The organism is Streptomyces sp. R44 (genome assembly GCF_041053105.1).
Classification (GTDB): domain Bacteria; phylum Actinomycetota; class Actinomycetes; order Streptomycetales; family Streptomycetaceae; genus Streptomyces.
In genome coordinates, this window is the sequence record NZ_CP163444.1 from 3,699,356 (window position 1) to 3,719,010 (window position 19,655).

Consider the following 19,655-nt stretch of genomic DNA (forward strand, 5'->3'; position numbering starts at 1 on the left):
GAAGGGAGTTGGAGAAAACGGGCGGGAACTTCGCGAGCGGGCCCTTCGTTTTGCCGGAACCCCGGACACGATGTCAGACCCAGGGACTACGTTAAGCAAGCACCAAGTGACATGCGGCGACGGCCTGGAGACCCTCTTGAACGATCCGCAGGATCCTCACGATCCGTACGAGACGACCGAGACGCACCTTGAGCGACTCCTCGGCCGGGCGCTCAACTCCTTCGACCTGCCCGACTCCACCGTCGAGCGCCTCGGCACGGCGCTCGCCCACTCCAGCGCGCTGCACTCCTCGCACCACAGCGCGTCGCTGCACCGCACGACCCACCGCCATACGTATCTGCTCGCCGACGGCAGCGCGCTCAGCGTGTGGGAGCTCGCGCACAACGCCGGCCGGGACGGCGCGACGCAGCACGAGCTGTACCTGGAGGAGGCGGAGGCGCGGCTCGCCGCCTCCCGGCTCCCGACCGGGCCGCTGCCGGGGTGGACGGCGGAGCGCGCCGACGGCCGCGCCCTCGACGAGGACGACGACCTGGAGCTGCTGAGCGCCCTGCTCGCCCGCCCGATACCCGCCCAGCCCCGGATGTACGTGCCGGACAACTCCCCCGACCACGCGCGCCGCGTCCTGCGCCGCGCGGAGAACGCGGACCGGCCGGGCGAGCGCACGGCCCGCCGTCTCCGGCTGGCCTTCGCGCACCACATCACGCAGGCCTTCGGGCGCCACTGCCCGGTGGAGGGCGGCCGGGACGCCGGCTTCACCCTCTACGAGCACCAGTTCCTGCTGCTCGACGGCAGCGAGGTCAGCCTCTGGGAGGTCGAGCACACGGCGACGCCGGACGGCCGGCACATGTGCGAGGTGTACGAGGACGAGCACGCGGCCCGCGGGGCGATGGAGTCCCGCTCCCGGGTCCGCTGACGCACCGCCGCCGCCCCGCCCCGTCCCTTCAGGGGGCGGGGACGGCGGCGGCCTCCGCCAGGCGCTGGAGGGCGAACGCCCGGTTGGCGCGGGTCTGTTCGCGATAGCTCTCCGGCAGGTCCGGGAGCGCGAGCAGCCGGTCGCAGGCGGCCAGCGAGGCGGCGTGGTCGCCCACCCAGTACGCGGTGATCGAGTACTCGAAGAGCAGCCCCCACCGGTACACCCACGGCTGTGTGAACAGCACGTCGTCCGGCATCTCCCGGTCCACGACGGCGGACACGATCGCGTGGGCGGCCTGGTGGCGCCGCCTCGTCCGCAGCCGCGCCACCAGCTCGTAGCAGGCCTCAAGGCGTTCCGGCCGCGCCTCCCAGGCCCTCGTGAGGGCGTCCATCCCGGCCGGCCAGTCTCCGGCGTCGGCCCGGAGGACGCCCGACTGGAGCAGCGAGAAGTACACCTCCTCGACCCAGCCGCCCATGGCCGCGCGCCGCTCGTAGAGGTCGACGGCCTCGTCGGAGCGGCCCATGTCCCGGAGGGTCTGCGCGAGGTAGAAGACCGTCCGGTGGTTCGCCGGGTCCCGCTCCAGCTCGGCGCTCAGGAGCCGGGCGTCGCGCTCGAACTTGTCGTGGCGCGAGCCGCCGTCGGCGTGGTCCTCGATGACGAGCGCGTCCAGGTTCTCCTGGACGTGGTCCCGGTCGGCCGTCAGGTACTCGTGGGTGACGCCCTCGTACCGCCAGGGCAGATCGCCTCTGACCAGGCGTTTGATGCGGTACTCGACGTTCCCCCGGTGGCGGATCATGTACGCGTCGGCGAGCTGTCCGCCGGCGGCGGGCAGCGGCGCCTCCTGCCGCAGGACGTGATCGGCGTCGAGGAGCAGCAGATAGTCGGCGCGGCCGCGGGCGTGCGCGATGTTCAGGCTGCGGTTGTGGCCGAAGTTCACCCACGGCTCCTCGCGCAGCTCCCCGGGGACGCCGTCGAGGGCCTTGCGGATCAGGTCCTGGGTGCCGTCCGTGGAACCGGTGTCGGAGATGACCCAGGTGTCCACCAGGCCGCGGACGGAGGCGAGGCAGCGTTCGATCACCGCGGCCTCGTTCTTGACGATCATGCACAAGCAGATGGACGGACGCACGGCAACACCACTTCCGGTGGGGGCGGGGAGGCGCTCGGGGGCCGATCGGGTGCGCGACCCTATGGGGCGCTTCACCCGGCGCGGCCTCGGCGCGCCGACGGGCCGTGCGAGGTTCGCCGTCGCGCACGCATCCATTCGGCTGTCCGTGCTAGGCCATGGCGCTGAGAGCGCCCAAAAACGGTCAAGCCTTTGCATGCGCGATCCGATGATCCGACCAGGGAAGCGCGAATCCGCTCCCCTCCCTCGACCTCTCACTCGCACCGGCCGCGGAGCCGGTGGAGGAAGGAGCATGCATGCGTCCTGATGCCAGGACCAGGTCCCCGCTCGGCCCGCTGCCCCGACGGCGCGGATGGCTCTGCAGCGGTGCCATCGCCTCCGTCGCCCTCGTCCTCACCGGCTTCGCCACACCGGCTTCGGCCGCGTGGGGCACCCCCGGTACGGCGCTGGCGGGGCCCCCGCCCGGCGACCACTGCAAGGAGAAGCCCCCGCACCACGAGCACCACCCCAAGGCGGCCGCCGAGGACGGCCCGTCGCCCTGGGAGACCGGTGACTTCTCGGCGTATCTGGACGACCAGATCCAGCCGCTGCTGGAGGGCAACGACGCCCGCGCGCTGACCGCGGCCATGCTGCGGGGAGGGGGCGGCGACGACGACTGCCACGCGGGCCCGCCCGGCCCGCCCGGCCCGACGGGACCCGCGGGCCCGACCGGGCCGACGGGAGCGACAGGAGCGACGGGAGCCACGGGCGCGACCGGAGCCACGGGCGCGACCGGAGCCACAGGAGCGACGGGTGCCACGGGCGCCACCGGAGCCACGGGTGCGACGGGCGCCACCGGAGCCACGGGTGCCACGGGAGCGACTGGAGCCACAGGAGCAACTGGTGCCACAGGAGCCACCGGAGCGACGGGCGCCACCGGAGCCACGGGAGCCACCGGTGCGACAGGCGCCACCGGTGCCACCGGGCCCACCGGGCCCTGCTCCGACATCGACACCTACAGCCCCTCGAACGACGAGGACTTCCAGGCGGTGCTCACCGGCGGCAAGGCGTACGCCGGGAAGGCGTCCGTGCCGGGCGGGGCGATCGCCTGGCAGGACCTCACCAACCTGACCGCGACCATGACCGACCCCGCGAACGGCTCCGTGGCGACCGGAGACGCCTTCCCCGGCAACGCGTGCGGGATCGCCATCGAGGCGCAGGGCAACGACGCGTTCGTCAAGATCGTCAGGACGAACGGCGAAGTCTGGCAGACCCACGGCGACATCCAGGGCAAGACGTTCGTCTGGGACGAGGGCTGGGTCCAACGGGCCACGCCCACCCCGGCGGCGCTGCGCGCCGGGAAGTTCACACGTGCTCTGCCACCCGGCACCGCACGCAACCTCATCCCGGGCCTGAAACCCTGACCGACGGGTGACACAGCCGAGGGGCGGTGCGCTCGCGGTGCGCACCGCCCCTCCGCGGACGGCCCCCTCCTGTCCAGGGGGCCGGGCTCAGGCCGCCACGGTGACCTCCGGCTCGGCCGCCGGCACGGGTCCGGCCTCGGGAGCGGGCTTCCGGGCGCTCTTGAGGAGGATCACCAGACCGGCGCTGACGACCGTTCCGGCCGCGATCGCGAGCAGATAGAGGAACGGGTTGCCGATCAGCGGGATCACGAAGACACCGCCGTGCGGGGCCCGCAGGGTGCACTCGAAGGCCATCGACAGGGCGCCGGTGACCGCGCCGCCCGCCATCGCCGCCGGGATGACCCGCAGCGGGTCGGCGGCGGCGAAGGGGATCGCGCCCTCGGAGATGAACGAGGCCCCGAGGACCCAGGCCGCCTTGCCGTTCTCGCGCTCGGTCCGGGTGAAGAGCCGGCCCCGTACGGTCGTGGCGAGGGCCATCGCGAGCGGCGGCACCATGCCCGCCGCCATCACGGCGGCCATGACCTTGAGGGAGCCCTCGTTGGGGTTGGCGAGGCCGCCGACGGCGAAGGCGTACGCGACCTTGTTGACCGGGCCGCCGAGGTCGAAGCACATCATCAGGCCGAGGATGACGCCGAGGATCACCGCGTTGGCGCCGGAGAGGCCGGACAGCCAGTCCGTCAGGGCCTTCTGGAGGCTCGCGATCGGCTTGCCGACGACGAGGAACATCAGGAAGCCGACGACGATCGAGGACAACAGCGGGATCACGACCACCGGCATGATGCCCCTGAGGACGGCGGGGATCCGCACCCGCTGGATCGCGAGGACCGTGCCGCCCGCGATCAGGCCGGCGACGAGACCGCCGAGGAAGCCCGCGTTGACGGTGAGCGCGATCGCGCCGCCGACGAAGCCGGGGACGAGACCGGGGCGGTCGGCCATCCCGTACGCGATGTACCCGGCGAGGACCGGTACGAGGAAGCCGAACGCGAGGCCGCCGATCTGGAACATCAGCGCGGCCCAGCTGTCGACCTGCCCCCAGTCGAAGTGCTGGGTGACGGAGGGGGCCTTGTTGATGTCCCAGCCGCCGAGGGCGAAGCCGAGGGCGATGAGGAGACCGCCCGCGGCGACGAACGGGACCATGTAACTGACGCCGGACATCAGCCACTTGCGGAGCTTGGTGCCGTAGCCCTCGTCCGGCTCGCCCGCCCTCTCGACGGGTGTCGGCTTCGAGGGGGAGACCTCGCCGCGTGCGGCCTTGTCCCGGACCTCGGCGATGAGTTCGGCGGCGCGGTTGATGCCGGCCTTGACGCCCACGTCGACGGTCGGCTTTCCGGCGAACCGTTCCTTCTCCCGTACGGGCACGTCGTGCGCGAAGATCACGCCGTCGGCGGCCGCGACGACCGCCGGGTCGAGCCGGGTGAACCCGGCCGAGCCCTGCGTCTCGACGGAGACCTCGACGCCCGTGGCCTCGCCCGCCTTCTCCAGCGCCTCGGCCGCCATGTAGGTGTGGGCGATGCCGGTGGGGCAGGAGGTGACGGCGACGATCCGGAAGGGCGCCTCGGCGACCGGAGCCTCCGGAGAGGGCTCATCGGAAGACGGCTCCTCCGAAGCCGGGTCCTCCGAAGCCGGCGCCTCCTCCCCCGCGATCAGCGCCGCCGCCCCCGCCGGGGACGTCGCGGAGCGCAGCGCGTCCGTGAACTCGGGGTCCATCAGGTGGCGGGCCAGGGAGGACAGGATCGTCAGGTGGGCGTCGTCCGCGCCCGCCGGGGCGGCGATCAGGAAGATCAGGTCCGCCGGGCCGTCCGGGGCGCCGAAGTCGACGCCGGCGGCGGAGCGGCCGAAGGCGAGGGTGGGCTCGGTGACGTGGGTGCTGCGGCAGTGCGGGATGCCGATGCCGCCGTCGAGGCCGGTCGGCATCTGGGCCTCGCGGGCCGCGACGTCGGCGAGGAAGCCGTCGAGGTCGGTCACCCGGCCGCGTGCGACCATGCGCTCCGCGAGCGAACGGGCCGCCGCTTCCTTGCTGTCGGCGGACAGGTCGAGGTCGACCAGGTCCGCGGTGATCATCCTGCTCATCGCGGGCTCCCTTGCTCGCTGAGTACTCGGTCGAGGGGTACGTCGGCGGTCACCGTGACCGCCGCCGGGTCCAGGTCGCCCGGGGTGGGCATCTCGCTGCCGGGCAGCTGCACGGCGGCCGCCCCGTGGGCGACGGCGGCCGCGAGGGCCTCGGGTCCTTCGCCGCCGGCCGCGAGGAAGCCGGCCAGGGAGGCGTCGCCCGCGCCGACGTCGGAGCGGACGGCGGCGACGGCGGCGTGGCCGTACCAGACGCCGTCCGCCGAGACGAGGAGCTGGCCGTCGGCGCCGAGGCTGGCGAGGACGGCGCCCGCGCCGAGCTCGCGCAGTTCCTCGGCCGCCTTGACGGCGTCGCCGACGGTGGCGAGGGGGCGGCCGACGGCCTCGGCGAGTTCGTCGGCGTTCGGCTTGACGACGTCGGGGCGGGCGGCGAGGGCCGCCAGCAGCGACGGGCCCGAGGTGTCGAGGGCGATCCGGGCCCCGGCGCCGTGGGCGCGGGTGACGAGCCGGGCGTACCACTCGGGGGCGAGGCCGCGCGGGAGGCTGCCGCAGCAGGCGATCCAGTCGGCGGCGGGCGAGTAGGCGCCGACGGCGGAGAGCAGGGTCTCGGCCTCCTCGCCGCTCAGTTCCGGGCCGGGCGCGTTGATCTTCGTCAGGGTGCCGTCCGGTTCCGCGAGGGCGATGTTGGAGCGGGTGTGGCCGGTGACGGGGACGGGGGCGACCTCGATGCCCTGGCCCGCGAGGAGCTGGGCGACGAGGGCGCCGGGGGCGCCGCCGAGGGGGACGACGGCGACGGTGCGGTGTCCGGCGGCGGCGACGGCCCGGGAGACGTTGACGCCCTTGCCGCCGGGGTCGACGCGTTCGGCGGCGGCGCGCAGCACCTCGCCGCGCTCCAGGCCGGGGACCTCGTACGTCCGGTCCAGGGAGGGGTTGGGGGTGACGGTGAGGATCATGCGCGTACGACTTCCGTTCCGGTGGCCTCGATGGCCGCGGCGTCCTCGGGGCTGAGCCCGCTGTCGGTGACGATCAGGTCGACGTCGGTCAGGTCGCCGAAGCGGGCGAAGTGCTCCTGCCCGTGCTTGGCGGAGTCGGCGAGCAGGACGACCCGGCGGGCGGCGGCGACGACGGCCCGCTTGACGGCGGCCTCGGCGAGGTCGGGGGTGGTGAGTCCGTGCTCGGCCGAGAAGCCGTTGGCGCCGAGGAAGGCGACGTCGGCGCGGATCTCCCCGTACGCCCTGAGCGCCCAGGCGTCGACGGCGGCGCGGGTGCGGTGGCGTACGCGTCCGCCGACGAGGTGCAGGTCGATGCCGGGGTGGTCGGCGAGCCGGGCGGCGACGGGGAGGGCGTGGGTGACGACGGTCAGGGTGCGGTCGAGGGGGAACTCGGCGGCGAGACGGGCGAGGGTCGAGCCGGCGTCGAGGACGACGCTGCCCTCCGTGGGGAGTTCGGCGAGGGCGGCGCGGACGATGCGGTCCTTCTCGTCGGCGGCGGTGGACTCGCGCTCGGCGAGGTCGGGCTCGAAGTCGAGCCGTCCGGCGGGGATGGCGCCGCCGTGGACCCGGCGGAGGAGTCCGGCCCGGTCGAGGGCCTTGAGGTCGCGCCGTACGGTCTCGGCGGTGACCTGGAACTCCTCGGCGAGGGAGAGGACGTCGACGCGTCCGCTCTCGCGGGCGATCCGGAGGATCTCTTGCTGGCGCTCGGGTGCGTACATGCCTGTCTACGTCCGTTCGATGCCCGAACCTGTGGTTTCAGTGTCAGGCTACGCCTCGATTTCCGCCAAGTAAACGAATCCGGGCATCCATATGGGCACAAACGGACATCGGTCCTAGGCGCACACGGGCATCGGCCCTGGGCGCACACAGGCATCGGCCCTTGCCCGGGCACGGGCATCCACCCTTGCCCGGGCACGACGAAGGGCCCTGCCCCCGGGACGCATCCCGGGACCAGGGCCCCAGCCGGGCGACGGGCTCAGTGCGTGAGCACCGGCTCCTTGTCGACCGTCACGGTCTCGCCCGCCTCGTCGGCGTCGTCACCGCCGTCCTCCAGGTGCTGCTTCGGCTTCGCCGGCAGCGCGAACATCACCAGGAAGATCACGGCGAGCACGCCCGCCGCCCAGCCCAGCGAGTTCTGGAAGGCGTCCCCGAACGCCGCCCCCACCTCGGCCGGAGCCTTGGCGAGCTTCTCGTCGTCGATCGTCCCGAAGAAGACCACGGACACCAGGCCGAGTCCGAGCGCGTTGCCCATCTGCCCGGTCGTGTTGATCAGACCCGAGGCCGAACCGGCGTGCTCCTTCGGCACCTCCGAGAGCACCGCGTCCGTCAGCGGCGCCACGATCAGGCCCATGCCGAGGCCCATGACCACCAGCGGCGGGATCATCTGCCAGGAGTGGATCCCGGCCCCGTACCGCCCGGACACGAAGACGTAGAGCAGGATGCCCGCGATCATCGTCAGGGCGCCCGCCTGGAGCACCTTCCGGCCGAAGCGCGGCACCAGCTTCTGCACGGACATGCCCGCCGCCACCGAGACCGAGATCGAGAACGGCACCCCGGTCAGACCCGCGTGCAGCGGGGTCCAGCCGAGTCCGATCTGCATGTACAGCGTCCAGACCAGGAAGAAGATGCCGAGCACGACACCGAAGGTCAGCTGCACCGCGATGCCCGCCGCGAAGCTCTTCACCCTGAACAGCGACAGCTCGACGAGCGGCGAACCGTCCTTCTTCGTCTTGTACTTCTCGTACGCGACGAGGGCACCGAAGACGAGCAGGCTGCCGGCCATCATCAGGTGGCCCCAGAGCGGCCAGTCCAGCTCACGGCCGCGGGTCAGCGGGTAGACCAGCATGAGCAGCGCCGTCGTCACCAGGAGCACGCCGACCATGTCGAGCTTGAGCGCCTTCGGCGCCTTCGACTCGGCGATGAACTTCCGGCCCAGGATCAGGGCGGCGACGCCGACCGGCAGGTTGATCAGGAAGATCGGACGCCACTCCAGGCCCGCGATGTTCCACTGCGTGAGCAGCGCGCCGAGCAGCGGGCCCGAGACCGCGCCGAGGCCGATGATCGCGCCGAACATTCCGAAGACCTTGCCGCGCTCGTGCGCCGGGAAGGTGACGTGGATGATCGACAGGACCTGCGGGACCATCATCGCGGCCGCGGCGCCCTGGAGCAGCCGGGAGCCGACCAGCATCTCCTGGTTGGCCGCGAAGCCGCAGAGCGCCGAGGCGAGGGTGAAGCCGGCGGTACCGAGGAGGAAGAGGCGCTTGCGGCCGTAGATGTCCCCGAGCCGTCCACCGGTGATCAGCCCGGCGGCGAACGCGAGGGCGTACCCGGCGGTGATCCACTGGATGGCCCCGAACGAGGCGCCGAGGTCCTTCTCGATGCTGGGGATCGCGATGTTGACGATCGTGGCGTCGACCAGGTCCATGAAGGCGGCGGTCATGACGATGGCGAGGGCGATCCAGCGCCGCTTGTCGCCGGCCTCTGCCGCTTCCGCGGCGGCGTCGTGTGAACTCATACGAAGAAGATAGAAGTCATGTAGGTCAGGTCATGTCCTAGATAGGCCTCATCCTGGAAAACATGACGGACACCCCGGCACGACTCCTGAATCTGCTCTCGCTCCTCCAGACCCCGCGCGAGTGGCCCGGAAGCGAACTCGCCGAACGGCTCTCGGTCTCCCCGCGCACCATCCGCCGTGACATCGACCGGCTCCGCGACCTCGGCTACCCGGTCGAGGCCACCATGGGCGCGATCGGCGGCTACCGCCTCGTCGCCGGTACGGCGATGCCCCCGCTGCTCCTCGACGACGAGGAGGCCGTCGCGATCGCCGTGGGCCTGCGCGCCGGGGCCGGACACGCCATCGAGGGCGTCGAGGAGGCGTCCGTACGGGCCCTGGCGAAGCTGGAGCAGGTGCTGCCCGCGCGGCTCCGGCACCGGGTGTCCACCCTCCAGAACGCGACGATCCCGCTGACCAGGGGCGACGGCGCCACGGTCACGCCCGCGACGCTGACGGCGCTCGCGGGAGCGGTGACCGGGCACGAGCGGCTGCGGTTCGGCTACCGGGCCGGGGACGGGACGGAGACGAAGCGGCTCGTGGAGCCGTACCGGCTGGTGTCGACCGGCCGTCGCTGGTACCTCGTCGCGTACGACCTGGGGCGGGAGGACTGGCGGACCTTCCGGGTGGACCGGGTCAGCGAGCCGCTCCCGACGGGCGCGCGCTTCACCCCGCGGGAGCTGCCGTCGGGCGACGCGGCCACGTACATGGCGCGCTCCATGGCCCGGGCGCAGGGCGAGGTCGACCTCGACGTGACCTTCGCCGCGCCGGCCGAGTTCGTCGTGGCCCGCCTCCCGTCCCACCTCGTCCCGGTCGCGACGGGCCCCGACCACTGCCGCCTGCGCGCCCGGGTCACCGACTCGGTGGAATGGCTGGCCCTCCGCCTGGCCCTGATGGACATCGACTTCACGGTCCACGGCCCGGAGGCTCTGATCACGTACATGCGGGACCTGTCGGGGCGGCTGGCGACGGCGACGGGGGCCTGAGCCCGCCGCCGTTGTGGGCATGCGTTCCGCCGGGGCGGAACGGGTGGGCACAACGGAACGGCGCCCCTACCGGCGCCGAAGGCTTACGCGCCTGGACCCGCACCACCGGCTCGGTGCACGTGGTGCGGGTCCAGGCACGCAACGCGGAGGCGCCGCTGGGCGCGCCGTCCCGTGTGCCCACCCGTCCCGCCCCAGCGGGACGATTGCCCACACGGCAGCGGGGCGACGCCCGCCCGGGCGCCGGCCGCCTCAGGCCACCGCGTCGAAGCCCGTGTCGTGGGCCATCTTCTTCAGTTCGAGCAGCGCGTGCTTCTCGATCTGGCGGATCCGCTCCCGCGTCAGCCCGTGCTCCTTGCCGACCTCCGTCAGCGTCCGCTCGCGGCCGTCCTCGATGCCGTACCGCATGCGGATGATCGAGGCGGTCCGGTGGTCGAGCTTGTCGATGAGGTCGTCCAGCTCCTCGCTGCGCAGCAGGGTCAGGACCGACTGCTCCGGCGAGATCGCCGACGTGTCCTCCAGCAGGTCGCCGAACTGGGTCTCGCCCTCGTCGTCCACCGACATGTTCAGCGAGACCGGGTCCCGCGCCCAGTCCAGGACGTCCGTGACGCGCTCGGGCGTCGAGCCGAGCTCGGTCGCGATCTCGGCGGGCTCGGGCTCCCGCCCGTGCTCCCTGTTGAACTCGCGCTGCACCCGCCGGATCCGGCCGAGCTCCTCCACGAGGTGGACGGGGAGCCGGATGGTCCGGGACTGGTCGGCGATGGACCGGGTGATGGCCTGGCGGATCCACCACGTGGCGTACGTGGAGAACTTGAAGCCCTTCGCGTAGTCGAACTTCTCGACCGCGCGCACCAGGCCCGCGTTCCCCTCCTGGATCAGGTCGAGCAGCGGCAGCCCGCTGCGCGGATAGCGCCGCGCGACGGCCACCACGAGCCGCAGGTTGGACTTGATGAAGAGGTCCTTGGCCCGCTCGCCCTCGGCGACCAGCGCTTCGAGCTCCTCACGGGTCGCCCCGCCCGCCTCGCTCTCCACCTCTTCGTCGAGTATCTGCTGGGCGTAGACGCCCGCCTCGATCGTCTGGGAGAGCTCGACCTCCTTGGCGGCGTCGAGCAGGGGCGTGCGCGCGATCTCGTCGAGGTACATGCCGACCAGGTCGCGGTCGGCGATCTCCCCGCCCACGGCGCGAACGCTGCTTGCCCGTGCGGCCCCGCTCTGGGCGGAGGTCTGACGACGGGCGACGGCACGGGTTGCCATGCGTGCTCCCTTGCTGAGTAGGTCGCGACACCCTTCCGGGTGCCCTGCATCCGACGGAAACAACGACTGGAATCAGGACAGAATTCCCACCCGGCACATGGATTTTCGCGATCATGCAGTATCCTGCGCGGCCGCCGCCCCCGCGGGCGCACCGCGGGCACCCGTGGAGGTGCAGGTCAGACCGGGCACGGAGGGTGAAACGGCGCCCCTCGCGGGAGCACCCGACCACGCTGTCGGTGAGACCGCGATCACATGCGGCGCCATCCCTTCAGACGCGCCGACTCGACCCACGGTTGCCTCCGCGGCGGGCCGCCTCGCCTCCGCCCAGCGGCCTAGGTCCCGAGCCCGTTCCGCCGCGCCGCTCCCCCGGCCTAGCGTCGCCCCCATGACCGACACCACCGGCACCCTCGACGAGGCACTCGAACGGCTCCACACCACGGGCCCCGAGCGCAACGGCTGGCTCACCAACCACGCCCCCATGGCCGTCGAGGCCCTGGTCCGTCACGGCCAGGCCCGGGCCGTCCACCGCTGGCTCGACCACTACGCACCCAAGCTGGAGGAGCTCCCGCCCGCGCACACCCCGGTCACGGCGGGCACCTGGCGGGAGGCGCTCGGCGATCCGGCCCGGATCACCGACTGGACCCGTTTCTTCTCCCGCGAGCTGGCGGACCGGCCCTGGCGGTCGGTGCTCGCCGAGTGGTGGCCCCGTCTCCTTCCCGGCATCGCGGGCGGGGCGACGCATCCGGTGATCCGTACCGGGCACGCCGTACGGACCCTGCTCACGACCGACGAGACGCCGCCGCGCCGCGCCGAGCTGGCGCACGCCCTCGGCTACTGGGCGGCCCGCCACCAGCCGCTCCCGCCGCTCGCCCCGCTGGCCGTGGCACCCACCGCGGCGGCCGCCCTCGACGCCGTACCGCCCGTTCCGGAGCAGGACGGCGGGATCCGGGCCCGGCTCGCGCAGCTGACGGCCTTCCCGGTGTGGGGCGAGGCGTCGGACCCCGATGCGGCGAAGACGCTGCTCGCCGAGCTGGTGACGGCGGCGACGCACCGGTACGCGTCGCACGGCCACGGCGAGCCGATCATGCTGGTCCACGCGGCGACCGCGCCGAACGCGGTCCTGCGCGCCCTGCCCGCGCTCCCCCGCGCGCTGTGGGCGCCGAGCGTGGCGGCCGCCTGGGCGGCGTCGGCCGCGGTGACGGCGGCCTACACGCCGCGCGAGGCCGCCCCGTACGCCGCGACCGGCCTCGCCCCCGAGGAGATCTTCGTTCGGGCGGCCGCGCACGGCGACGACCACACGATCAAGTTCACGGACACGGCGCTCGACGTGGGCGACCCGCTCGCCCTGGCCGCCGCCGTCCGCTCGATCGACCTCAATCCACCCGCCCTGTAAGGGGTCAGCCGAACTGGACGGACCGCTTGGCGAGCCCCATCCAGAAGCCGTCGATCACCGAGCGCTCCGCGCCGAGGTCGCCGGCCGCGTCCGCCGCGCCCATGGTGACGAAGAGCGGGGCGAAGTGTTCGGTACGGGGGTGGGCGAGGCGGCCGGCGGGCGACTTGTGCTCGAAGTCCAGGAGGGCGTCGACGTCGTGCGCGGCGAGCGCCTCGCTCCCCCAGGCGTCGAACTCGGCGGACCAGCCGGGGACACCGGGGCCGGTGTGGCGGAGGGCGGCGAGGTTGTGGGTGAAGAAGCCGCTGCCGACGATCAGGACGCCCTCGTCGCGCAGTGGGGCGAGCTTGCGCCCGATGTCCATGAGGCGGCGCGGGTCGAGGGTGGGCATGGAGATCTGGAGGACGGGGATGTCGGCGCCGGGGAACATCTCGACGAGCGGCACGTACGCGCCGTGGTCGAGACCCCGGTCGGGGATGTCCTGCACGGGCGTGCCGGGCGCGCGGAGCAGCTTGCGGACGGCCTCGGCGAGCCGCGGGGCGCCGGGGGCGGCGTACTGGACGCGGTAGTAGTGCTCGGGGAAACCCCAGAAGTCGTAGACGAGGGGGACGGTCTCGGTGGCGCCGAGCGCGAGCGGGGCCTCCTCCCAGTGGGCGGAGACCATGAGGATCGCCTTGGGGCGCGGCAGTCCGGCGGACCAGGCGGCGAGCTCGCCGGGCCAGACGGGGTCGTCGGCGAGCGGTGGGGCGCCGTGGGACAGGTAGAGGGCGGGCATCCGTTCCTGCGTGGCGTCCATGACGACCTCCATTCTTGAAACTTCAAGCTTTCCGCTCCAGCGTAAACCCTACATAGTTCAACTTTCAAGAACGAGTCGTACGATGGGAACCATGGGAGACATGACCGAACCCCGCTGGCTGACCGACGAGGAGCAGCACGTCTGGCGCGCGTACCTGCACGCCACCACGCTCCTGGAGGACCACCTCGACCGCCAGTTGCAGCGCGACGCCGGGATGCCGCACGTCTACTACGGGCTCCTCGTCCAGCTCTCCCAGGCCCCCCGCCGCCGGCTCCGGATGACCGAGCTGGCCAGGAGCGCCAAGATCACCCGCTCCCGGCTCTCCCACGCGATCGCCCGCCTGGAGAAGAACGGCTGGGTACGGCGCGAGGACTGCCCCTCCGACAAGCGCGGCCAGTTCGCCCAGCTGACGGACGAGGGCATGGACGTCCTGCGGCAGAACGCGCCCGGGCACGTGGCGGCCGTCCGCCAGGCCATGTTCGACCGGCTCTCGCCCGAGCAGGTGGAGCAGCTCGGCGCGATCATGCGGGTGATGGCCGAGGGCCTCGAACCCACGGACGCGCACGCGGACCTGCCCTGGCTCCGCTGAGCGAGCGGACCCACAGAAACGGACCTGCCCCGGCTCCGCCGACAAGGCGGAACCGGGGCAGGTCCGTTTTCCGGATCCGGGAGCCGGGGCAGGTCCCTTCTCCCGGTCCGGATCCGGATCAGTGGGCGACGACGGGGATCTTCACCTCGTCCTCGGCCCCGGCCCCCTCACCGGACCCGGCGACCTGACCGGTCCCCGGCTTCCCGGTGTTGATGAACGTGAAGGCGATCGCGGCCGAGACGGCCAGGATGCCGACCGCCCACCAGATGGCCGCGGTGTACCCCTCGACCATGCCCTGGAACTGGAGCAGCTTCTGCGCGGCCGGGGTGGTCGCGCCGGCGGCGTGGTCGGTCAGGTAGGCGGTGGTCGCCGAGGCGGCGATCGTGTTCAGCAGGGCCGTACCGATGGCGCCGCCGACCTGCTGCGAGGTGTTGACCATCGCGGAGGCCACACCGGCGTCCCGCGGGTCCACGCCGAGCGTCGCGAGCGACATGGCCGGCATGAACGCCGTACCCATGCCCAGGCCGAGGAGCAGCTGCGCGGGCAGGATCAGCCCGGCGTACGAGGTGCCGATCTCCAGCTGGGTGAGGAGCAGCATGCCGACGGCGGCGGTCAGGAAGCCCGGCGCCATCAGGAAGCGCGGCGGGACGCGGGTCATCAGACGCGCGCCGATCTGGGTCGAGCCCACGATCATGCCCGCGATCATCGGGAGGAACGCGAAGCCCGTCTTGACCGGCGAGAAGCCCTTCACGACCTGGAGGTAGTACGTGAGGAAGAGGAACAGGCCGAACATCGCGATGACGGCGAGACCCAGCGACAGGTAGACGCCGCCGCGGTTGCGGTTGGTCACGACGCGCAGCGGCAGCAGCGGGGACTTGACCAGGTACTCGGTGAGGACGAACGCGATGAGCAGCACGCCGGAGCCGACGAAGAGACCGATCGTGCCGGCGTCGCTCCAGCCCGCGGACTCGGCGCGGGTGAAGCCGTACACGAGCGAGACGAGACCCAGGGTGGAGAGGATCACGCCGGGGATGTCGAGCGGCGAGCGGTTGCGGCCGCCCTCGGGCTCACGGACGACGAGGTACGCGCCGACGGCGGCGACCACGGCGAACGGGATGTTGACGAAGAAGGTCCAGCGCCAGTTCAGGTACTCGGTGAGGAAGCCGCCGAGGATCAGGCCCACGGCGCCGCCGCCACCGGCGATCGCGCCGTAGATGCCGAAGGCCTTCGCGCGCTCCTTGGCGTCGGTGAAGGTCACGGCGAGCAGCGAGAGCGCGGCGGGCGCGAGGAGCGCGCCGAAGGCACCCTGGAGCGCGCGGGCGCCGAGCATCATGGCCTCGCCGGTCGCGGCCCCGCCGAGGGCGGAGGCGGCGGCGAAGCCGATGAGGCCGGTGATGAAGGTCCGCTTGCGGCCCCACAGGTCGGCGATGCGGCCGCCGAAGAGGAGGAGTCCGCCGAAGGCGAGGGCGTACGCGGTGATGACCCACTGCCGGTTGCCGTCCGAGATCCCGAGGTCCTGCTGGGCGGAGGGGAGGGCGATGTTCACGATGGTCGCGTCGAGCACGACCATCAGCTGGGCGAGGGCGATGAAGATCAGGGCTTTCCAGCGGCCGGGGTCGGCCTGGATCGCGGACTTCTCGGGGATTTTCGGCATGGGGGTGGCCACCTCTTGGCGCGTACTGGTGAAAAAAGGGCGTAAGTGAGTGCGGGCCGCTCCGGGGAGCGGGTCAGGTCACGACGGGCAGGAGTCGCGTCTCAGGTCCTCCAGGGTCGCGGCCTTTCCCTGTAGCTCCGAGCGGGCGGGCGTCTCCAGGCCGTCGAGGAAGATCTGCAGATGGCGGTGGACGAACTGGTCGAAGGCCCCGCAGCCCGTTCCGGGCAGCGGACGGGTCAGCTGGGAGAGCGCCACCATCAGGTCTCCGACGCCGACGTCGGTCCGGAGCCGGCCGGCCCGCTGCGCCCGGTCGACGAGGCCCTGGACGATGCCCTCCAGGCGGTCGCGCTCGGCGAGCAGGTCGGGGTGGTCCTTGTCGAAGGCGCCGTCGAGCATCGGGCACAGGGCGCCCACGCGCTCGTCGGCGGCGCCGTGGGCGAAGCGCCGGAGGGCGGCGAAGGTGTCGCCCTCCTCCTCGGCGGCCCGCTCGGCGACCTCGGCGACGCGGGCCATCAGGGAGAGGACGACCTCGTGGACGAGGTCGGGGCGCTCGGGGAAGTTCCGGTAGAGCGTGGCGTTCCCGACGCCGGCGCGGCGCGCGATCTCGTCGTAGGGCACCTGGGAGCCGAACTCGACGAACATCTCGCGGGCCGCCGTCACGATCCGCTCGCGGTTGCGCAGGGCGTCGGCCCGCGGGCGGGGTACGCGGCGGGCGGGCGCGGTGTCGGCGGTGCTGGTCACGCCACGGCCTCCTCACTCGGTCACTCGAACCATCCGGGGAAGGACTCCCCACTTCGCTGAACACCTGCATAAACGGGGACTGGCTCCCCGCTTATTTCCCAGCTTCTCTGTGACCTGCGTCACAAGCTCTCGCTCTCGCGGAATACCCACGATCGGGCCACCCGGCGCGCGCACCCGGACCCGGCGCCACAGGCTGATCGCACAGCGCGGACCCGCGGAAGGGGTCGCGGCGCCGACCTGCCCCCACCGGAGAGGCGACGTATGCAGCACCCCCGCCGACGGATACGCAGACCCGTCGCCCTGGCGGCGACCACGGCACTCTCCCTCGCCCTGCTCGCCTCGGCGAGCTCCACCCTGCCCGGGCCCGCCCCGGCCTCGGCGGGCCCCGTGGCCGCCGCGCCGAGCGGCGCCCAGCTGGGACCGTGCCGCATCGCCACGACGATGGGCGTGCAGATGTCGGAGGGGCTGCCCACGGCCCCCGGATACGTACGCTCCACGGGCCGCATCAGGGCCCTCAACCTGATGATCGACTTCCCGGACGCCCCCGGGGACGGGACGGCGATGGGCCGCTTCCGCGAGTTCTTCCCGCAGACCGCGGACTGGTTCCGCACCAGCTCGTACGGGCGCCTGCAGTACGAGCCCGAGGCCCCGATACCCGACTGGCTGCGGATGCCCCGCGCCTTCTCCTCGTACGGCATCGAGCGCGGCTCACCGTACGAACCGGGCTACCGCGCCCTCGTCGAGGACATCGTGAAGGCGGCCGACGCGCGGGTGGACTTCAGCGCGTACGACCTGGTCAACATCCTCGTCACGCCGAACGCCGGGCCGTCCGCCCTCGACACCGTCCTGTCCGTGACCTTCTCCGGCAACGACGACGCCCCCTACGCGGACGGCGTGCCGCTCGCCAACACGTCCTTCGTCTACAGCCGCCAGGACGACGGCTCCGGCAGCTTCGCCGACACCGGCTACCGCGTCCTGCCGCACGAGAACGGCCACGTCTTCGGCCTGCCCGACCTCTACACCTCGGACGGCGGCGGCACCGTCGGGCACTGGGACATCATGTCCGAGGACTGGGGAGCCAACAACGACCTGCTCGGCTGGCACAAGTGGAAACTGGGCTGGCTCGACAACGACCAGGTCAGCTGCGCCTCCAGCCCCGGCGCCGGCGACTACAGCCTCACGCCGCTCGCGGCTCCCGGCGGCCCCAAGCTCGCGTTCGTCCCGCTCTCCGGCACCTCCGGATACGCGGTCGAGGTCCGCAGCAAGGACGGCAACGACGAGGCGGTCTGCGAGAGCGGCGTCCTGGTCTACCGCGTGGAGTCGGACGTGGACACGGGCCACGGCCCGGTGACGGTGGCCGACAGCGACCGGGCCAGCGGCGGCTGCACGCGCAGGGCCAACGTCCACGCGGAACTGTCGGACGCCCCGTACGGCCCGGGAGAGACCTTCACGGACCGGGCCAACGGCATACGGATCGAGGTCCTGGACGAGGACGACACGGGCACCTACCGGGTGAGGATCACCCGCCGCTGAAGAGGTCCCTGAGCTGCCGCTTGAGAAGCTTCCCGGTCGAATTCCGCGGCAGCTCATCGCCCTGCGACAGCACTCGGGCGGGCACCTTGAAAGCGGCGAGGCGCAGCCCGACGTGCGCGCGCAGCGCTTCGCCACCGGTCTCGGCCCCTTCCCGCAACCGCACGACGGCCACGACCTCCTCACCCAGCAGCGGATGAGGAACACCGAACACAGCGGCGTCGAGAACATCGGGATGCTGATGCAGCGCACCCTCGACCTCGACGCAGTACACGTTCTCGCCGCCGCGGATCACCATGTCGGTGAGCCGGTCGACGATGCTGACGCGCCCGTCGCCGTCGAGAAGAGCGAGATCCCCGGTCCGAAACCACCCGTCGTCGCCGAAAGCGGCACGCGTGGCGGCCTCATCCTCCCAATACCCCCGAACAAGAGACTGCCCCCGCAGCCACAACTCCCCGACCCCCTCGGCATCGGGCCGGTCGATCCGCACCTCGGTGACGGGCGAGGGCCGCCCGACGCTCCCGGGGAACGCCCGGTACTCGGCCCCGACGTTCGAGAGAACCCCACCGCAGGTCTCGGTCAGCCCGTATCCGTTCCGGGGCTCGATCCGTTCGCCGTACCCGTCGACGATCCCGGAGACGATCCCGGGAGGAGCGGCGGCACCTCCGGTACTGAGGAGGGTGAGACTGGCAAGGGGATCACCCTCACGCCGCGCGAGGTCGAGCAACTGAAGCGCGGTGGTGGGAACCCCGGCGTAATGGGTGACGCGATGCTCGCGAATGAGCTCAAGAGCCCGCCCCGCATCCCACTTCCGCATCATCACAAGCGTCCCGCCGGCGGCCATGACGGCATAGAACGACGTGAACGCGGCGACGTGGAAGAACGGGAACGTGGTCAGGGACACCATCGCGGGCCCTGCCCCGGGCACGTCCCCGCGGGCGAGGGCCGCGGCGGCGGCGAAGTACCGCGGATTCATCGCGGCCCCGACCTGCGCGAGGTGCGTGGCGACGGCACCCTTGGGCCGGCCGGTGGTCCCGGACGTGTAGATGATGGTCGCGTCGTGCTCGGGAAGGACGTCGACGGAAGGCGGCCCGAGATACGGATCGTCATCGACGACGTAGGCGACGAACCCGTCCTCGGCGTCCCCCCGGAAGACGACCCCGGGCACACCGTTCCGCACGGCCCAGGCCCTCACCCTCCCGACCCGCTCCCCGTCGACGAGCAGCACACCGGGCGAACAGTCGTCGAGGGCGTAGGCGAACTCGTCCTCGGTCCACCAGGCGTTGAGGGGGACGGCGACGAGGCCCGCCAACTGCGCGGCCCAGAAGGCGACATGCCATTCCGGCAGATTCCGCATGGCGACGACGGCCCGGTCACCCGGCCGCATCCCGTACTCCCCGACAAGCCGCCGCGCGAGCCCACAGGCGGCGTCGAAGAACTCCCGGTAGGTCATGGTGACGCCCTCGGCCACGAGAAACACCCGGTCCCCGTAGCCCCAGGTCACCTCGACGAACTCCCGCAGGGTCCGCGGCCCACTGACGAACACCCCGCCCTCGACGGCGAAGGGCGCCCCGGGCCCACAGAGCCGCTCGACCCCACCAGCCACCACCACGAGGACCTCCTAAGCGCTTGCTCACCCGCGCCGCGACGCTATGCGGCTCCCCCGGCC

At 72.4% G+C, this 19,655-nt stretch carries 16 protein-coding genes; 6 read left to right on the forward strand and 10 right to left on the reverse strand.

Annotation, left to right across the window (positions count from 1 at the left end):
• Positions 1–70 precede the first annotated feature (70 nt).
• Positions 71–913, forward strand: a complete 843-nt coding sequence (locus AB5J54_RS17045) for a DUF6227 family protein (protein WP_369144762.1) — start codon at positions 71–73, stop codon at positions 911–913.
• A gap of 28 nt (positions 914–941) precedes the next feature.
• Here the strand turns inward: AB5J54_RS17045 and AB5J54_RS17050 are convergent, their stop codons facing one another.
• A complete protein-coding gene (locus AB5J54_RS17050) occupies positions 942–2,015 on the reverse strand; it encodes a glycosyltransferase (protein ID WP_369144763.1) in 1,074 nt (357 codons plus the stop codon).
• Between the two features lie 317 nt (positions 2,016–2,332).
• Here AB5J54_RS17050 and AB5J54_RS17055 point away from each other — a divergent pair, with 317 nt between their 5' ends.
• On the forward strand, positions 2,333–3,439 hold the full coding sequence (locus AB5J54_RS17055) for a hypothetical protein (protein WP_369144764.1): 1,107 nt from the start codon (positions 2,333–2,335) through the stop codon (positions 3,437–3,439).
• Between the two features lie 87 nt (positions 3,440–3,526).
• Here AB5J54_RS17055 and AB5J54_RS17060 read toward each other — a convergent pair whose 3' ends face one another.
• The 4 genes from AB5J54_RS17060 to AB5J54_RS17075 form a co-directional block, all read right to left on the reverse strand.
• A complete protein-coding gene (locus AB5J54_RS17060; protein WP_369144765.1) occupies positions 3,527–5,509 on the reverse strand; it encodes a fructose-specific PTS transporter subunit EIIC in 1,983 nt (660 codons plus the stop codon).
• Complete coding sequence (gene pfkB, locus AB5J54_RS17065; RefSeq protein WP_369144766.1) at positions 5,506–6,459, reverse strand: 1-phosphofructokinase; 954 nt, start codon at positions 6,457–6,459, stop codon at positions 5,506–5,508. Before pfkB ends, AB5J54_RS17060 begins: the two co-directional genes overlap by 4 nt.
• The gene (locus tag AB5J54_RS17070) at positions 6,456–7,217 is read right to left on the reverse strand and encodes a DeoR/GlpR family DNA-binding transcription regulator (RefSeq protein ID WP_369144767.1); all 762 of its coding nucleotides are present in this window, start codon (positions 7,215–7,217) and stop codon (positions 6,456–6,458) included. The genes pfkB and AB5J54_RS17070 overlap by 4 nt, the downstream gene beginning before the upstream one ends.
• Before the next feature lie 257 nt (positions 7,218–7,474).
• Positions 7,475–9,013 (reverse strand): MFS transporter, encoded by a 1,539-nt coding sequence (locus tag AB5J54_RS17075; RefSeq protein WP_369144768.1) that lies wholly within the window; start codon positions 9,011–9,013, stop codon positions 7,475–7,477.
• Between the two features lie 62 nt (positions 9,014–9,075).
• Here AB5J54_RS17075 and AB5J54_RS17080 point away from each other — a divergent pair, with 62 nt between their 5' ends.
• Positions 9,076–10,035 carry a helix-turn-helix transcriptional regulator gene (locus AB5J54_RS17080; RefSeq protein ID WP_369144769.1) on the forward strand — a complete coding sequence of 320 codons (960 nt, stop codon included), beginning with the start codon at positions 9,076–9,078 and terminating at the stop codon, positions 10,033–10,035.
• Between the two features lie 249 nt (positions 10,036–10,284).
• On the opposite strand, the gene AB5J54_RS17085 is transcribed toward AB5J54_RS17080, so the two are convergent.
• A complete protein-coding gene (locus AB5J54_RS17085) occupies positions 10,285–11,286 on the reverse strand; it encodes an RNA polymerase sigma factor RpoD/SigA (protein ID WP_369144770.1) in 1,002 nt (333 codons plus the stop codon).
• A 385-nt stretch (positions 11,287–11,671) separates the two neighbouring features.
• Here AB5J54_RS17085 and AB5J54_RS17090 point away from each other — a divergent pair, with 385 nt between their 5' ends.
• Positions 11,672–12,679, forward strand: coding sequence for a questin oxidase family protein (locus AB5J54_RS17090; RefSeq protein WP_369144771.1), 1,008 nt, complete (start codon positions 11,672–11,674; stop codon positions 12,677–12,679).
• A gap of 4 nt (positions 12,680–12,683) precedes the next feature.
• On the opposite strand, the gene AB5J54_RS17095 is transcribed toward AB5J54_RS17090, so the two are convergent.
• Positions 12,684–13,472, reverse strand: coding sequence for a dioxygenase (locus AB5J54_RS17095; RefSeq protein ID WP_369144772.1), 789 nt, complete (start codon positions 13,470–13,472; stop codon positions 12,684–12,686).
• A gap of 82 nt (positions 13,473–13,554) precedes the next feature.
• Between AB5J54_RS17095 and AB5J54_RS17100 the strand changes: the two genes are divergently transcribed.
• Positions 13,555–14,061: a MarR family winged helix-turn-helix transcriptional regulator gene (locus AB5J54_RS17100; protein ID WP_369144773.1), complete on the forward strand. Its 507-nt coding sequence runs from the start codon at positions 13,555–13,557 to the stop codon at positions 14,059–14,061.
• A 118-nt stretch (positions 14,062–14,179) separates the two neighbouring features.
• Here AB5J54_RS17100 and AB5J54_RS17105 read toward each other — a convergent pair whose 3' ends face one another.
• The gene (locus AB5J54_RS17105; protein ID WP_369144774.1) at positions 14,180–15,715 is read right to left on the reverse strand and encodes an MFS transporter; all 1,536 of its coding nucleotides are present in this window, start codon (positions 15,713–15,715) and stop codon (positions 14,180–14,182) included.
• A gap of 78 nt (positions 15,716–15,793) precedes the next feature.
• Positions 15,794–16,456: a TetR/AcrR family transcriptional regulator gene (locus AB5J54_RS17110; RefSeq protein ID WP_369144775.1), complete on the reverse strand. Its 663-nt coding sequence runs from the start codon at positions 16,454–16,456 to the stop codon at positions 15,794–15,796.
• Positions 16,457–16,717: 261 nt separating this feature from the next.
• Here AB5J54_RS17110 and AB5J54_RS17115 point away from each other — a divergent pair, with 261 nt between their 5' ends.
• The gene (locus tag AB5J54_RS17115; RefSeq protein ID WP_369144776.1) at positions 16,718–17,989 is read left to right on the forward strand and encodes a M6 family metalloprotease domain-containing protein; all 1,272 of its coding nucleotides are present in this window, start codon (positions 16,718–16,720) and stop codon (positions 17,987–17,989) included.
• Here AB5J54_RS17115 and AB5J54_RS17120 read toward each other — a convergent pair.
• Positions 17,976–19,592 carry a class I adenylate-forming enzyme family protein gene (locus AB5J54_RS17120; RefSeq protein ID WP_369149370.1) on the reverse strand — a complete coding sequence of 539 codons (1,617 nt, stop codon included), beginning with the start codon at positions 19,590–19,592 and terminating at the stop codon, positions 17,976–17,978. The genes AB5J54_RS17115 and AB5J54_RS17120 overlap by 14 nt on opposite strands.
• Positions 19,593–19,655 lie beyond the last annotated feature (63 nt).

What these genes read in the sequence shown, in the direction of transcription:
- AB5J54_RS17045 (WP_369144762.1), top strand. Translation starts at nt 71, where the DNA reads ATGTCAGACCCAGGGACTACGTTAAGCAAGCACCAAGTGACATGCGGC.
- AB5J54_RS17105 (WP_369144774.1), bottom strand. Translation starts at nt 15,715, where the DNA reads ATGCCGAAAATCCCCGAGAAGTCCGCGATCCAGGCCGACCCCGGCCGC.
- pfkB (WP_369144766.1), bottom strand. Translation starts at nt 6,459, where the DNA reads ATGATCCTCACCGTCACCCCCAACCCCTCCCTGGACCGGACGTACGAG.
- AB5J54_RS17115 (WP_369144776.1), top strand. Translation starts at nt 16,718, where the DNA reads ATGCAGCACCCCCGCCGACGGATACGCAGACCCGTCGCCCTGGCGGCG.
- AB5J54_RS17095 (WP_369144772.1), bottom strand. Translation starts at nt 13,472, where the DNA reads ATGGACGCCACGCAGGAACGGATGCCCGCCCTCTACCTGTCCCACGGC.
- AB5J54_RS17090 (WP_369144771.1), top strand. Translation starts at nt 11,672, where the DNA reads ATGACCGACACCACCGGCACCCTCGACGAGGCACTCGAACGGCTCCAC.
- AB5J54_RS17080 (WP_369144769.1), top strand. Translation starts at nt 9,076, where the DNA reads ATGACGGACACCCCGGCACGACTCCTGAATCTGCTCTCGCTCCTCCAG.
- AB5J54_RS17050 (WP_369144763.1), bottom strand. Translation starts at nt 2,015, where the DNA reads ATGATCGTCAAGAACGAGGCCGCGGTGATCGAACGCTGCCTCGCCTCC.
- AB5J54_RS17085 (WP_369144770.1), bottom strand. Translation starts at nt 11,286, where the DNA reads ATGGCAACCCGTGCCGTCGCCCGTCGTCAGACCTCCGCCCAGAGCGGG.
- AB5J54_RS17055 (WP_369144764.1), top strand. Translation starts at nt 2,333, where the DNA reads ATGCGTCCTGATGCCAGGACCAGGTCCCCGCTCGGCCCGCTGCCCCGA.
- AB5J54_RS17060 (WP_369144765.1), bottom strand. Translation starts at nt 5,509, where the DNA reads ATGAGCAGGATGATCACCGCGGACCTGGTCGACCTCGACCTGTCCGCC.
- AB5J54_RS17070 (WP_369144767.1), bottom strand. Translation starts at nt 7,217, where the DNA reads ATGTACGCACCCGAGCGCCAGCAAGAGATCCTCCGGATCGCCCGCGAG.
- AB5J54_RS17100 (WP_369144773.1), top strand. Translation starts at nt 13,555, where the DNA reads ATGGGAACCATGGGAGACATGACCGAACCCCGCTGGCTGACCGACGAG.
- AB5J54_RS17075 (WP_369144768.1), bottom strand. Translation starts at nt 9,013, where the DNA reads ATGAGTTCACACGACGCCGCCGCGGAAGCGGCAGAGGCCGGCGACAAG.